This is a genomic window from Streptomyces sp. MB09-01 (assembly GCF_033794505.1).
Classification (GTDB): Bacteria; Actinomycetota; Actinomycetes; order Streptomycetales; family Streptomycetaceae; genus Streptomyces.
The window spans coordinates 1-13,016 of record NZ_JARAYQ010000072.1 but is presented as its reverse complement, the minus strand read 5'-3'; the positions used below and the strand labels follow the sequence as shown (position 1 = coordinate 13,016).

The window sequence follows — 13,016 nt, the reverse complement described above, 5'->3', positions numbered from 1 at the left end:
GGCGGGGCATAGCATCTGACCATGAGCGACGACAGCCACGAGCACCAGAGCTTCGAGACCCGCGCGATCCACGCGGGCAACACGGCGGACCCGCAGACCGGCGCGGTCGTACCCCCGATCTACCAGGTCTCCACGTACAAGCAGGACGGCGTCGGAGGACTGCGCGGCGGTTACGAGTACAGCCGCAGCGCCAACCCGACCCGCACCGCGCTGGAGGAGAACCTCGCGGCGCTGGAGGGCGGCCGTCGCGGGCTCGCCTTCGCGTCCGGACTGGCCGCGGAGGACTGCCTGCTGCGTACGCTGCTCTCCCCGGGCGACCACGTGGTCATCCCCAACGACGCGTACGGCGGCACCTTCCGCCTCTTCGCGAAGGTCGTCTCCCGCTGGGGCGTGGAGTGGTCGGTGGCCGACACCTCCGACGCGGACTCCGTACGGGCGGCCCTCACCCCGAAGACGAAGGTCATCTGGGTCGAGACCCCCTCCAACCCGCTGCTCGGCATCACGGACATCGCCGTGGTCGCCGACATCGCGCGGACGGCCGGCGCCAAGCTGGTCGTGGACAACACCTTCGCCTCCCCCTACCTGCAGCAGCCCCTCGCGCTGGGCGCCGACGTGGTCGTGCACTCGCTGACCAAGTACATGGGCGGGCACTCCGACGTGGTCGGCGGCGCGCTGGTCGCCGCGGACGCGGCGCTCGGCGAGGAACTGGCCTACCACCAGAACGCGATGGGTGCGGTGGCCGGTCCGTTCGACTCCTGGGTCGTGCTGCGGGGCATCAAGACCCTCGCCGTGCGCATGGACCGGCACGCGGAGAACGCGGGCAAGATCGTCGAGGTGCTCAAGCGGCACCCGAAGGTCACCAAGGTCCTCTACCCGGGCCTGCCCGAGCACCCGGGTCACGAGGTCGCCGCCAAGCAGATGCGGAACTTCGGTGGCATGGTCTCCTTCCAGGTCGCCGGTGGCGAGGAAGAGGCCGTCGCGGTCTGCGCCCGCACCAAGATCTTCACCCTGGCCGAGTCCCTGGGCGGCGTCGAGTCCCTCATCGAGCACCCGGGCCGCATGACGCACGCGTCGGTGGCCGGCTCGGCGCTCGAGGTGCCGGCGGACCTGATCCGCGTCTCGGTCGGCATCGAGAACGCCGACGACCTCATCGCGGACCTCACCCAGGCCCTGGGCTAACCGCCCCGTCCCCCGCCGGGCTCCGCCCGGACCCGGTGGGGGGACGTGCCCTGTGGCTGCGCCGCGCACATCAACCCCTCCGGCGCTACCAGCCCTCCAGGGGTGGGGAGATGCCGCTCGGGGGCGCGGCCCAGGGGCGGGTCAGGGAGGCCCAGACCGTGAAGGCCACCGCGGCAGCGAAGAGCACCGCCCACCCCAACCGGCGCAGCGCCCGCCGGCGCCGCAACAGCCGATCGCCCCGAGCCGCCGCACCGGCCGCGAGGCCCGCCGGCACCGCCGGGTACGGCCCCTCGAGCAGCTGCTTGACCTGGGCTTCCTTCCGGTCCGGGATTCCGCTCACGCCGCCTCCCGGGACCTCAGCGCGGCCACGGCCCGGTTGCACAGCACCCGTACCCGCTCGACCGTCAGCCCGAGCTGCGCCGCCGTGACCTCCTCCGCGACCCCCTCGTAGAGCCGCAGGACGAGCACGAGCCGCTCCGGCGGGCTCAGCCGCGCCAGTACGCCGGTGCCGCCGTGGTGGCGCCAGCCGGTCCGGGCGAAGGCCGCGCACAGTTCCTGGCGGGTGAAGTCGTACGGGTCGTCCCCGCGCAGCCGCAGCCAGTTCGCGTACGTACGGGCCAACGCGCCCGCCAGCAGCCGCCGCGCCGCTTCCGGCTCGCCGGTCAGCAGCACCGCGACGTGCAGGAGCCGCCCCGCCGCGCCCGCGACGAAGGACTCGAACTCCGCGTAGGAGCCAGCCTGTTGATCAACCACCCGCATAGTCCACATAGTGCGGGCAGCGGGACCGTCCAGGTCAAGAGGACGGACGGACTCCGCTCAGGAGGCCGGGCCGGCTTCGGCCACGGCCGCCATCAGTTCCGACAGCGACAGGTTGAAGCGCGTCAGCAGACCGGTGAAGGATTCCCGCTCGTCCTCGCTCCAGCCCTCCGTCACCCGGGCCATCAGCTCGCGCCGCGAGGAGCGGACCTCCTCCAGCCGCGCCAGCCCCCGCGGGGACAGCGCGAGCACCACGGCCCGCCCGTCCTCGGGGTGCGAGGTCCGCTTGACCAGACCGCTGTCGACCAGCGGCGCGACCTGCCGGGTCACCGTGGAGGAGTCGATTCCCATGCCGCCGGCGAGCGCCTTGACGCCCATCGGGCCCTCCAGGTCGAGCCGGTTCAGCAGCAGGTAGGCGGCGCGGTCCATGGAGTTGCGGGCCTGGCCCACACCGCCCAGGCGGGTCTGCTCGGCGCGGCGGGCGAAGACGGCCACCTGGTGCTGGAGCGCGTCGAGGAGGCCGCCTCCGGCGGGCGCGTCTGCCGCCGCGGGCAGGTCGGAATTGGCCGGGTTGGAAGGCATGGCCGTGGGCTCTCTTCGCGTGGGTCCGACAAGGATGGGGGACAGAGTACGCGGCCGTGCGGCGGCTCGTACGCCTCGTACGAGAACTGATACGGCCCGTCCGGGCCGCGCTCCAGCACGCATCCCGGATGGCGAGATTTCGCCCCTCCCCGAGGCCCTTGCCGGGGCCTGCCCGCCGCCCCTGCCGGAGGCTCTCCCTCCGCTCCGAGCCGCCCCGCCTGCGGGCTGCGAGACTGGCGGCATGAACTACCGCGTGCCCGAGCCCGTCCCGCAGGTCATCCTCGACGACGTCCGGGGGGCTCAGAAGATGCTCTCCGGCGTCTCCCGGGTCACGCCGATGGAAGGCAGCCGGCACCTCTCCTCACTCACCGGCTCCCCGGTCCACTTCAAGTGCGAGAACCTCCAGCGCACCGGCTCCTTCAAGCTGCGCGGCGCCTACGTCCGCATCGCGGGCCTGCGCCCCGAGCAGCGGGCCGCCGGCGTCGTCGCGGCCAGCGCCGGCAACCACGCGCAGGGCGTGGCGCTGGCCTCCTCCCTCCTCGGGGTCCGCTCCACCGTGTTCATGCCGGTCGGGGCGCCGCTGCCGAAGGTGGCCGCGACCCAGGAGTACGGCGCCGAGGTGCGCATGCACGGGCAGGTCGTCGACGAGACCCTCGCCGCCGCCCAGGACTACGCGGACCGCACCGGCGCGGTGTTCATCCACCCCTTCGACCACCGCGACATCATCGCGGGCCAGGGCACGGTGGGCCTGGAGATCCTGGAGCAGTGCCCGGAGGTGCGGACCATCCTCGTCGGGATCGGCGGCGGCGGTCTCGCGGCCGGTGTCGCGGTCGCGGTCAAGGCGCTGCGGCCCGACGTGCGGGTCGTCGGAGTGCAGGCGGCGGGCGCGGCCGCGTACCCGCCCTCGCTCAGGGTCGGGCACCCGGTCTCGATCGACGACCCCAACACGATGGCGGACGGCATCAAGGTCGGGCGCCCCGGCGACGTCCCCTTCAAAATCATCGGCGAGTTGCTCGACGACGTGCGTACGGTCTCCGAGGACGCCCTCTCCAGCGCCCTGCTGCTCTGCATGGAACGGGCGAAGCTGGTGGTCGAACCGGCAGGGTGCAGCACGGTCGCGGCCCTGCTCAGCGAGCCCGAACTGTACGGGAGCGGCCCGGTGGTGGCCGTCCTGTCCGGCGGGAACGTCGATCCGCTGCTGCTCCAGCGGATCCTGCGCCACGGCATGGCGGCGGCGGGCCGGTACCTGTCCCTGCGGCTGCGCGTGGCCGACCGCCCCGGGGCCCTGGCCGGGCTCCTGGGGGTGTTGTCAGTGGTGGATGCGAACGTACTCGATGTGAGCCACGTACGGACCGACCCGCGGCTGGGGCTCACCGAGGTGGAGGTGGAGCTGCACCTGGAGACGAAGGGCCCGGAGCACTGCGCGGAGGTCGCGCGGAAACTGCACGCCGCGGGATACAAGGTGATGAGCTAGACGGCGGACGCCGTCGGGGCGCCGGCATCACCCGTCCGGCCGGGCGAGACCCATTCGGCGCTCATAGGATTTGCGCAAAACGCCCTGAAAGCCTCGATTCTACTGGCCCGATTCACACTGGGAGAATCCATATGCCAGGCGCTATCTACGCCGAAGGTCTGGTCAAGACCTTCGGCGATGTACGGGCTCTGGACGGCGTGGACCTCGATGTCCCCGAAGGCACCGTCCTGGGTCTGCTCGGCCCCAACGGTGCGGGCAAGACCACGACCGTGCGCGTCCTGACCACCCTCCTCCAGCCCGACAGCGGCAAGGCCGTCGTCGCCGGCATCGACGTGCTCAAGCACCCCAACGAGGTCCGCCGGGCCATCGGCCTCTCCGGCCAGTTCGCCGCCGTCGACGAGTACCTGACCGGCCGCGAGAACCTCCAGATGGTCGGCCAGCTCTACCAGATGAAGGCCAGGGCCGCGAAGGCACGGGCCGACGAACTGCTCGAACGCTTCAACCTCGGCGACGCGGCCGACCGCACCGCCAAGACCTACTCCGGCGGCATGCGCAGGCGCCTCGACCTCGCCGCCGCCCTCGTCGTCAGCCCGCCCGTCATGTTCATGGACGAGCCGACCACCGGCCTCGACCCCCGCAACCGCCAGCAGCTGTGGGGGATCATCCAGGAACTGGTCGCCGGCGGCACCACCTTGCTGCTCACCACCCAGTACCTGGAGGAGGCCGACCACCTCGCCCACGACATATGCGTGGTCGACCACGGCAAGGTCATCGCCCGCGGCACCTCCGACCAGCTCAAGGCCCGTACGGGCGGCGAGCGCGTGGAGGTCGTCGTCCACGAGCGCGACCACATGGCCACCGCACGCCAGGTGCTCGCCGGCTTCGGCAAGGGCGAGACCACGGTCGAGGAGCACACCCGCAAGTTGACCGTCCCGGTGTCGGGCGGCGCCAAGCTGCTCGCCGAGGTCATCCGGGAACTGGACGGCCGCGGCATCGAGATCGACGACATAGGCCTGCGCCGCCCCACCCTCGACGACGTGTTCATCTCCCTCACCGGCCACGCGGCCGAGCAGGCCGCGGACGAGAGCGGCGACGGCGCGGCCGGCCCCGAGGCCAAGGGCCGCAAGGCGGCCCGGAAGGAGGCGGCGAAGTGACCCTCACCTCCCCGACACCGGACATCACGGCACCCCGTCCGCGCGGCGGCATCGTCCAGAGCGTCAACGACTCCCTCGTGGTCGCCAAGCGGAACCTGATCCGGATGTCACGGATCCCCGAAATGATCATCTTCGGCGTGATCCAGCCGGTCATGTTCGTCGTGCTCTTCAGCTACGTCTTCGGCGGCTCGATCAGCGTCGGCGGCAGCACCTCGCCCGCCGCCTACCGCGAGTTCCTGATGGCGGGCATCTTCGCCCAGACCGTCACCTTCGCCACCGCGGGCGCCGGCGCGGGCATCGCGGACGACATGCACAAGGGCCTGATCGACCGCTTCCGCTCCCTGCCCATGGCCCGCGGCGCGGTCCTCACCGGGCGCACCCTCGCCGACCTCGTCCAGACCACGCTCACCCTCTTCGTCCTGGCGGTCGTGGCCCTGATCGTCGGCTGGCGCACCCACACCACGTTCGGCGAGGTCCTGGCCGGCTTCGGCCTGCTGCTCCTGCTCGGGTACGCCTTCTCCTGGATCGGCGCCCTGATCGGCCTGTCGGTGCGCACCCCGGAAGCGGCCACCTCGGGCGGACTGATCTGGCTCTTCCCGCTCACGTTCATCTCGAACGCCTTCGTCCCCTCCGAGAACATGCCGCCCTTCCTGCGGACCATCGCGGAGTGGAATCCCTTCAGCGCCACCGTCCAGGCGTCCCGCGAGCTCTTCGGCAACCTCCCGGAGGGCTACCCGGTCCCGGACGCGTGGCCGATGCAGCACCCGATCGCGGCCTCCGTCCTCTGGTCGCTGCTGATCATCGTGGTCTTCCGGTCCCTCGCGGTCCGCAAGTACCGCTCGGCGACGGTGTAGGCCCGCCCGTACGCGGCGTGCCCTAGCGGGCGCCCGTACACGGACTCGTACACACGTGCCCGTACACACGACGATGCCCGGCCGGGAGAACCCGGCCGGGCATCGTTCGTGAAGTGGGAAAACAGAGGACGGAGACCAGGGTGATCAGCCGGTGAAGGGCTTGACGTCCAGGATCTTGACCGAGGCCTTCTTGCCGTTCGGCAGCTCGTACTCGGCGTCCTCGCCGATCGCCTTGCCCAGCACACCACTGCCCAGCGGGGACTGCGGGGAGTACGTCTCGAAGTCCGAGGACGCGTACTCGCGGGAGGCCAGGAGGAACTCCATGGTGTCGTCCTCGTCGCCGTCGAAGGCGATCTTGACGAGCGTGCCGGGGGCGACGACGCCGTCGGACGCCGGAGCGGTGCCGACCTTGGCGTTCTCCAGGAGCTGCGTGAGCTGGCGGACCCGGAGCTCCTGCTTGCCCTGCTCCTCCTTGGCCGCGTGGTACCCGCCGTTCTCGCGCAGGTCGCCCTCCTCGCGAGCGGCTGCGATCTTCGTCGCGATCTCCGTGCGGGCGGGACCAGAGAGGTAGTCCAGCTCCGCCTTCAGCTGGTCGTACGCCGCCTGGGTCAGCCAGGTGACGCTTTCGCTCGTCTGGGTCACGGGTGCTCCTCGTCGGTACAGGGGACTACAAAGCCGCCAGCGGCGGACGAAACCACGAGCCTAACAATTCGGGAAGAAAAGGGGGAGGACCCCAGAGGCTCATTGCCCCGTCGGCCGCGTCGTCAAGCCTCAGCGGGCGGAAGCCGCCGGCTGGCAGCCGACCAGCTCGATCATCGTGGCACGGCTCGTCGTCCTGAGGGAGACGACCTCGTCCACCCGGCTCTCGGGCTGGGCGAAGGTGAAGTCGGCGCGGCCCACCTCGCCGTGCCCCTTGTCCTGCGAGCTCAGGGAGCAGACCCCGGTGACCGAGGCGTCCTTGCGGACCTCCAGGTGCACCTTGACCTCGGTGTCCGAAATCACCTGGAACTTGATCACCTCGGCGCTCACGCTCTGCCCCGCGACGTAGTCCCAGCCGATCCAGCCGACCACGCCCAGCAGCACGGCGCCCAGCGCCGACCCGACGATCTTGAGCTTCCGGTCCGTACGCTCGTCCGCCGACCGGCCGTACCGGCCCTCGGGCAGTCCCTCGCGCACCGCGCTCATGATCGTTCCTCTCTGCGGGGAGGGTGGGCACCCTGGAATTTTCCGTCCCCCAGTTCGGTCACTATAGAAGCCGACCGTCGCGCCGAATCGCAGAGGATCCTGTCTTGACCGAGCAGCTTCGACTGATGGCCGTCCACGCCCACCCCGACGACGAGTCGAGCAAGGGCGCGGCCACCATGGCCAAGTACGTGTCCGAGGGGGTTCCGGTGCTGGTCGTCACCTGCACCGGTGGCGAGCGCGGCTCCGTGCTGAACCCCAAGCTCCAGGGCGACAAGTACATCGAGGAGAACATCCACGAGGTGCGCGCCAAGGAGATGGACGAGGCGCGCGAGATCCTCGGCATCGAGCAGGAATGGCTCGGCTACGTGGACTCCGGGCTCCCGGAGGGCGACCCGCTGCCGCCGCTGCCCGAGGGCTGCTTCGCGCTCGCGGACGTCGACGAGGCCGCCGGGGAACTGGTCAAGAAGATTCGCGCCTTCAAGCCGCAGGTCGTCACCACGTACGACGAGAACGGCGGCTACCCGCACCCCGACCACATCATGACCCACAAGATCACGATGGTGGCGTTCGACGGCGCGGCCGACACCGAGAAGTACCCGGAGGGCGAGTTCGGCCCCGCCTACCAGCCGCAGAAGCTCTACTACAACCAGGGCTTCAACAAGCCGCGCACCCTCGCCCTGCACGAGGCGATGCTCGCCCGCGGCATGGAGTCCCCCTACGGGGAGTGGCTCGAGCGGTGGAAGGAGTTCGAGCGCAAGGAGCGGACCCTGACCACCCACGTGCCCTGCGCGGACTTCTTCGAGATCCGTGACAAGGCGCTCATCGCGCACGCCACGCAGATCGACCCGGACGGCGGCTGGTTCCGCGTCCCCATGGACGTCCAGAAGGAGGTCTGGCCCACCGAGGAGTACGAGCTCGCCAAGTCGCTCGTCGACACTTCCCTCCCCGAGTCCGACCTCTTCGCGGGCATCCGGGAGAATGCGTAGCTATGAGCGCTACGCAGGCAGCACTGACCCAGCTCCTCCCGCTGGCGGGTGACACCTTCGACAAGAACAAGGTGACGCCCGGCATCCTGGGGTTCATCGTGTTCGCGGCCCTCGCCCTGGGGGTGTGGGCCCTGATGAAGTCCATGAACCGGCACATGGGCCGGGTGAACTTCCAGGAGGCCCCCGATCCGGCGGCCCCGGCCGCAGCGCGGGGCGAGGACGCCTCCCGGGCGTAGCCCCGCCCGCGGAACCCGCCGGGGCGGCGGGTCCCGCCGTACACATGCCCTCGCCGGTCGCCCCGCCCCGGCCGGGTGCGCAGCCTTGCGGTGCAGCGCCCCGCCGCGCAGGGCCTTGGCGGGCCCATGGTCGCGCCGTGCAGCGCCTGGCTAGGTGCGCCGGCCCGCCGTGCAGTGCCGTGGGCACACCGTTTCGCTGCGCAGGGCCTGGCTGGGTGCACCGGCCCGCCGTTCACCGCCCTGCCAGGTGCCCGGCCCGCCGTGCAGTGCCTTGGCGGGTGCACGGCCTTGCCGTGCAGCGCCTGGCCGGGTACCGCTCCGTCGTGCAGCGCCCCGCCGGGCGCACCGCACCGGTCTCGCCGGGCGGACCGAGTCGCCCAGGACGGGCCTTCCGGGCCGGTGAGGGCTGTGCGACGCCGTGCCGGCCCCGTCGACGCACCGGGGGCCCGGTGGCGGGTCGCCGCCACCGGAGTCCGCTCACCCCGCCGACGGGACGCCCATGATCTCCCGCGAGTGCAGGTTCGGGACCAGGCCGAGCCGCCACGCCTGCCAGCCCTCCGCCGGGTCAACGCCCCGGCCCAGGACCACCCCGTACGTCTCCAGGCAGTCCTCCAGCCGGCCGTCCCGTGCCGGATGCGGCGCCTGCGCCAGCCGGGCCAGCTCGGCCCGCGCCTCCTCCGGGGCGCCCGGCACCGCGTACGGCAGCATCGTGCACCGCAGGAAGCGGGCCCAGTCCTCCCCGCGCCGGTCCCCGTACGAGATGAACAGCCGGACCGCCTCCTCGCACAGGCCGAGCGCCTGCGACAGCCGCCCGTTGCCCGCGTCGACCACCGCCAGCTCCAGGCAGGTCCACGCCTCGCCGTGGGCCAGCCCGATCCGCCGGAAGTCCGCCCGCGCGTCCACCAGCAGCTGACGGGCGAAGCCGGAGTTGCGCAGGTTGCCCGTCTGCGCCGCACGCTGGTCCCGCGTCACCCGGCCCGAGTGGTGGCGCGCGTGGGCCAGCCCGTACACGTCCCGCATCCGCGAGAACATCGTCCGGGCCCGCTCCAGCTCCCGTACCGCCCGGTCGCGCTCGCCGCTCTCCTCCAGGGCCTGCCCGAGGTAGTACTGCGTCCACGCCTCGCCCCGCGCGTCCTCCGCCTCCCGGTGCCGGGCCAGCGCCTCCCGCAGCCGCTCCACCGCCGGCCCCGGATCCCCGTCCACCACCCGGGCCCGGCCCAGCTGGGTCAGCGCCCAGGCCTGACCGCGGTCGTCGCGGGTGCGCCCGTACAGGTCGAGGGCGAGGCGCAGCTCCTCCTCCGCCCGCGCCACGTCGCCGAACCGCAGGTACACCTGGCCCAGCTGGAAGTGCGCCCACGCCTCGCCGTGCACGCTCTCGCTCTCGCGGTGCAGGGCCAGCGAGGACTCCAGCAGCCGCGTCGCCTCCGCCAGGTGCGCCAGGTCCCGCTCCACCGCCGCCAGCGCGTGCAGCCCCCACGCCCGGTCGCCCGCCAGCTCCGCCGGCTCCTGCAGCACGAGCGCCTCGCGGATGCGGGCCGCGGCCTCCGGCAGGTTGCCCTGGTGGTGCAGCGTGATGCCGAGGGAGACCAGGGCCATCGCCGCCCCCGCCTCCTGGTGGGCCTCCATGTACTGGTCCACCACCGAGGTCAGCGTGGTGCGCGCCTTGTCCAGCTCGCCCAGCTGGCGCGCCGCGATACCGGTACGCCACTGCACCGACCGCACCAGACGCCCCTGCTGCCCCTCCTGTCCTTCCAGACCCTTCTGGCCCGCCTCCACCGCCTGGGTGAGCTCGTCGATCTCACCGAGCCGGTACAGGTCCCCGCGCAGCAGGCAGAAGTCGCACAGCGCCCCGAGCAGGTCGAGCACCGCCTGCTGGTCCACCCCGTCCGAATGCCGCAGCGCCGCCGTGATGAAGCTCGACTCGTCGTCCAGCCAGCGCAGCGCCGCGTCCAGCGAGACGAAGCCGTGCCCGCCGAACTGGTTCGCCCGCGTCGACATCTTCCCGTCGACCATCCGAATCACCGAGTCCGCGAGCTGCGCGTAGTTGCGGATCAGCCGTTCGTGCGCCGCAGCGGCCCCGGCCCGGTCCTCGTCCGCGGCCGGCCGCCGCGCCGCGTACGCACGCACCGCGTCGTGCATCCGGAACCGCTGGCCGCGCACCCGCTCGATCAGTCCGGCCTCCCACAGCTCCTCCAGCGTGCGCAGCGCCGCCTGCTCCGGTACGTCGGCCAGCGCGGCCGCCGCCGCACCGCCGAGGGAGGCCCGGCCGGCCAGGGGCAGGCGCCGCAGCAACTGCCGCGCCGGCTCGGCGAGGCGGGCGTCGGCGGCGCGCAGGGCGGCCTCCACCGGGTGCGCGCCGCCGCCCGCTGCCGGAACCGCGCCGTCGCGGACCAGCGGGGCCAGCATCCGCAGGGCGAGGGGGAGCCCGCCGCTCAGCTCCACCACTTCGGCAGCGGCGCGGGCTCGTACCTCGGCCCCGGCCGGCGCGGCACCGACCAGCTCCGCCCCGACCAGCTCCGCCGCCTCGTCCGCCGCCAGCCGCTCCACCGGCAGCTGGTACACCCACGCCGCCAGCTCCGCGGGCAGCTCCAGCGGCTCCCGCGCCGTCACCAGCACCAGACTCTCGGAACGCTCCGGAACCAGCACCCGCACCTGCGCCGCGTCCACCGCGTCGTCCAGCAGCACCGTCACCGGCAGCCCCTGGAGGTGCTGGTGGTACAGCTCGCCCAGGCGCCGCACCTGCTGCTCCGCCGAGGCGCCCTCGCGGAACAGCAGCTGCTCGCGGGGCGCCCCCAGCCGGTTCATCAGGTGCAGCAGGGCCTCCCGCGTCGACAGCGGGGCCTCACCGGGCTCCCCGCCGGTGGACCCGCCCCGCAGGTCCACCACGCACGCGCCCCGGAACTGGTCCCGCAGCGCGTGCGCCGCCCGCAGCGCCAGGGTCGTGCGCCCCACCCCCGGCTCGCCGTGGAGCACCACGACCACCGGACGCGTCTCCGTACTGGCCCGCGCCGCCTGTACCCACTGCGCGATCCGGGTCAGCTCGGCGCGCCGGCCCGCGAACGGCCCCGCCGGTTCCGGGAGCTGCCCGAAGGACTGCTCCAGCGCACTGCGCCGCCGGGCCTCCGCACTGCGGTCCGTGCCGCGCAGCAGCGGAGTGGCCAGGGCCGCGGGCCGGGCCACCGGCCGCGCCGCGCGCGCCGCCGCGGCCACCGTGCGCTGCTGCTCCAGGAAGGGACGGATCCCCCGTACCTCCAGCGCCGACAGCCACTGCAGTTTCAGCTGCTCAGGCCCGCCGGGGCGGCCCAGTTCACCGGCCCGCCGGTTCGCGGCCGGCAGGTGCAGCGCCGTCACCTTCGCCACCGTCGCGACCGCGCCCGCGATGCCCACGACGGCGCCCACGGTCAGGGCCGTGCCGGCCGCGACGCCGAACGACAGGTCCGCCCCGATGGCGGAGGCCGCCGCGACCGCCGTCACGAGCGCCGCCGTCGAGGTGTTCCCGCGGCGGAAGGCCTCGCCGAGCGACTCGTCTCCGGCCGCCGCCTCGTCCAGGGCCCGTACGTACGCCTCGTACTCGGGCGCCGCACTCGCGGCGAGCGCGTCCAGGGCCTCCCTGCCCCGCGCCAGCAGCGCGGCTCTGTCCACCGCCGCGCCCGCCGCACCCTGGGCACCCGCCGCCCGGCGGGCCGCCTCGTCCACGGCCCGTGCCAGCAACTGCTCGGCCTCACCTCGATGGCTGTCCCGCATCGGCATCCCCCTCAGAGAGCTCCGGTCGGTCGATTCCCCAGTGTCGGGCGTGAGAGACGCGAACGCGAGGGAATCTGAGCGAGATCAGAGCTAACTGGAGTGAACGGGACCGCAATTGACGGTCCCTGAGAAGCTTCGGGCGAGGGCCCGGAGGGCCGCCGCGGCCGGTTCCGGGCCCGTACGCTGGCCCCGTGATCCGACGGTGGGGGACCCTGGCGCTGTGCGCGGCCGCGCTGATGCCGGTGACGGCCGGATGCGGGCCGGACGAGCCCGCGCCGCTGGACGGCTTCGCCCTGCGCTACGAGAAACCGGCGGCCGCCGACCGGGCCGAGTACGGCTTCCTGCGGAACCGGGCCGTCGCCGACCCCGTGCTCGCCGACCTCAACGGCTACCTCGTCCTCCCGTACGGGATCACCGTCATCGCCCGCTCCTGCTCCGGCGAGGGCACCGGCTACCAGCCCGCCGAACACCGCATCGAACTCTGCTACGAAGACCTGGCCGAGGAACGCGCGCCGTTCGAACAGTCGGGATCCCGCACCCCCGACGACCAACTCGCCGAGGTCGTAAGGGAGACGCTCTACCACGAGGCCGGCCACGCCCTCGTGGACGCGCTGGACCTCCCGGACAAGGGGGCCCGCGCCGAAGAGGACGCCGCCGACGACTTCGCCCGGCTGATGCTGCTGCGCGGCCACCCCGAAGGCGAGGAGACCCTCCTGACCGCCGCCCGCGCCTACGACCTCGCGGCGGCCGCCGGCCCCGCACCGGCCCCGGAGGTCCCGATGGACCTCGAGGGCCTCGAGGACGCCGAGGACGAACACGCCCCGCCCGCCGCCCGCGCGGAAGCCCACCGCTGCGCCGTCCACACC

At 72.9% G+C, this 13,016-nt stretch carries 13 protein-coding genes; 7 read left to right on the top strand and 6 right to left on the bottom strand.

Features of this window, described 5'->3' with window-relative positions; translation table 11 throughout:
* Positions 1-21: 21 nt before the first annotated feature.
* On the top strand, positions 22-1,179 hold the full coding sequence (locus PV721_RS17265) for a cystathionine gamma-synthase (RefSeq protein WP_319725087.1): 1,158 nt from the start codon (positions 22-24) through the stop codon (positions 1,177-1,179).
* Between the two features lie 85 nt (positions 1,180-1,264).
* On the opposite strand, the gene PV721_RS17260 is transcribed toward PV721_RS17265, so the two are convergent.
* The 3 genes from PV721_RS17260 to PV721_RS17250 all read right to left on the bottom strand — a co-directional run bounded on the left by PV721_RS17260 (position 1,265) and on the right by PV721_RS17250 (position 2,517).
* On the bottom strand, positions 1,265-1,519 hold the full coding sequence (locus PV721_RS17260; RefSeq protein WP_319725085.1) for a hypothetical protein: 255 nt from the start codon (positions 1,517-1,519) through the stop codon (positions 1,265-1,267).
* Positions 1,516-1,932, bottom strand: a complete 417-nt coding sequence (locus PV721_RS17255; protein WP_319725083.1) for a sigma factor-like helix-turn-helix DNA-binding protein — start codon at positions 1,930-1,932, stop codon at positions 1,516-1,518. Before PV721_RS17255 ends, PV721_RS17260 begins: the two co-directional genes overlap by 4 nt.
* 63 nt (positions 1,933-1,995) lie before the next feature.
* On the bottom strand, positions 1,996-2,517 hold the full coding sequence (locus tag PV721_RS17250; protein WP_319725081.1) for a MarR family transcriptional regulator: 522 nt from the start codon (positions 2,515-2,517) through the stop codon (positions 1,996-1,998).
* A 241-nt stretch (positions 2,518-2,758) separates the two neighbouring features.
* Between PV721_RS17250 and ilvA the strand changes: the two genes are divergently transcribed.
* From ilvA to PV721_RS17235, 3 genes are all read left to right on the top strand, one after another.
* A complete protein-coding gene (gene ilvA / locus PV721_RS17245) occupies positions 2,759-3,991 on the top strand; it encodes a threonine ammonia-lyase (protein WP_319725079.1) in 1,233 nt (410 codons plus the stop codon).
* A 131-nt stretch (positions 3,992-4,122) separates the two neighbouring features.
* Positions 4,123-5,145, top strand: coding sequence for an ATP-binding cassette domain-containing protein (locus tag PV721_RS17240; protein WP_319725077.1), 1,023 nt, complete (start codon positions 4,123-4,125; stop codon positions 5,143-5,145).
* Positions 5,142-5,999: an ABC transporter permease gene (locus PV721_RS17235; RefSeq protein WP_319725075.1), complete on the top strand. Its 858-nt coding sequence runs from the start codon at positions 5,142-5,144 to the stop codon at positions 5,997-5,999. Before PV721_RS17240 ends, PV721_RS17235 begins: the two co-directional genes overlap by 4 nt.
* Before the next feature lie 144 nt (positions 6,000-6,143).
* On the opposite strand, the gene greA is transcribed toward PV721_RS17235, so the two are convergent.
* Both greA and PV721_RS17225 read right to left on the bottom strand, forming a co-directional pair.
* Positions 6,144-6,641 (bottom strand): transcription elongation factor GreA, encoded by a 498-nt coding sequence (gene greA, locus PV721_RS17230; RefSeq protein WP_030009952.1) that lies wholly within the window; start codon positions 6,639-6,641, stop codon positions 6,144-6,146.
* A 129-nt stretch (positions 6,642-6,770) separates the two neighbouring features.
* A complete protein-coding gene (locus PV721_RS17225) occupies positions 6,771-7,184 on the bottom strand; it encodes a DUF4307 domain-containing protein (protein WP_319725071.1) in 414 nt (137 codons plus the stop codon).
* Between the two features lie 104 nt (positions 7,185-7,288).
* On the opposite strand from PV721_RS17225, the gene mca reads away from it, so the two are divergent.
* Both mca and PV721_RS17215 read left to right on the top strand, forming a co-directional pair.
* The gene (gene mca, locus PV721_RS17220) at positions 7,289-8,170 is read left to right on the top strand and encodes a mycothiol conjugate amidase Mca (protein WP_319725069.1); all 882 of its coding nucleotides are present in this window, start codon (positions 7,289-7,291) and stop codon (positions 8,168-8,170) included.
* Between the two features lie 2 nt (positions 8,171-8,172).
* On the top strand, positions 8,173-8,406 hold the full coding sequence (locus PV721_RS17215; RefSeq protein WP_319725067.1) for a hypothetical protein: 234 nt from the start codon (positions 8,173-8,175) through the stop codon (positions 8,404-8,406).
* 477 nt (positions 8,407-8,883) lie between these two features.
* On the opposite strand, the gene PV721_RS17210 is transcribed toward PV721_RS17215, so the two are convergent.
* Positions 8,884-12,150, bottom strand: a complete 3,267-nt coding sequence (locus PV721_RS17210; protein ID WP_319725065.1) for a tetratricopeptide repeat protein — start codon at positions 12,148-12,150, stop codon at positions 8,884-8,886.
* Positions 12,151-12,341: 191 nt separating this feature from the next.
* Here PV721_RS17210 and PV721_RS17205 point away from each other — a divergent pair.
* Positions 12,342-13,016, top strand: a 675-nt coding sequence (locus tag PV721_RS17205; protein ID WP_319725063.1) for a DUF4344 domain-containing metallopeptidase, incomplete at its 3' end; no start/stop codon positions are given.

What these genes read in the sequence shown, in the direction of transcription:
- PV721_RS17265 (WP_319725087.1), top strand. Translation starts at nt 22, where the DNA reads ATGAGCGACGACAGCCACGAGCACCAGAGCTTCGAGACCCGCGCGATC.
- PV721_RS17215 (WP_319725067.1), top strand. Translation starts at nt 8,173, where the DNA reads ATGAGCGCTACGCAGGCAGCACTGACCCAGCTCCTCCCGCTGGCGGGT.
- PV721_RS17240 (WP_319725077.1), top strand. Translation starts at nt 4,123, where the DNA reads ATGCCAGGCGCTATCTACGCCGAAGGTCTGGTCAAGACCTTCGGCGAT.
- ilvA (WP_319725079.1), top strand. Translation starts at nt 2,759, where the DNA reads ATGAACTACCGCGTGCCCGAGCCCGTCCCGCAGGTCATCCTCGACGAC.
- PV721_RS17225 (WP_319725071.1), bottom strand. Translation starts at nt 7,184, where the DNA reads ATGAGCGCGGTGCGCGAGGGACTGCCCGAGGGCCGGTACGGCCGGTCG.
- PV721_RS17250 (WP_319725081.1), bottom strand. Translation starts at nt 2,517, where the DNA reads ATGCCTTCCAACCCGGCCAATTCCGACCTGCCCGCGGCGGCAGACGCG.
- PV721_RS17210 (WP_319725065.1), bottom strand. Translation starts at nt 12,150, where the DNA reads ATGCGGGACAGCCATCGAGGTGAGGCCGAGCAGTTGCTGGCACGGGCC.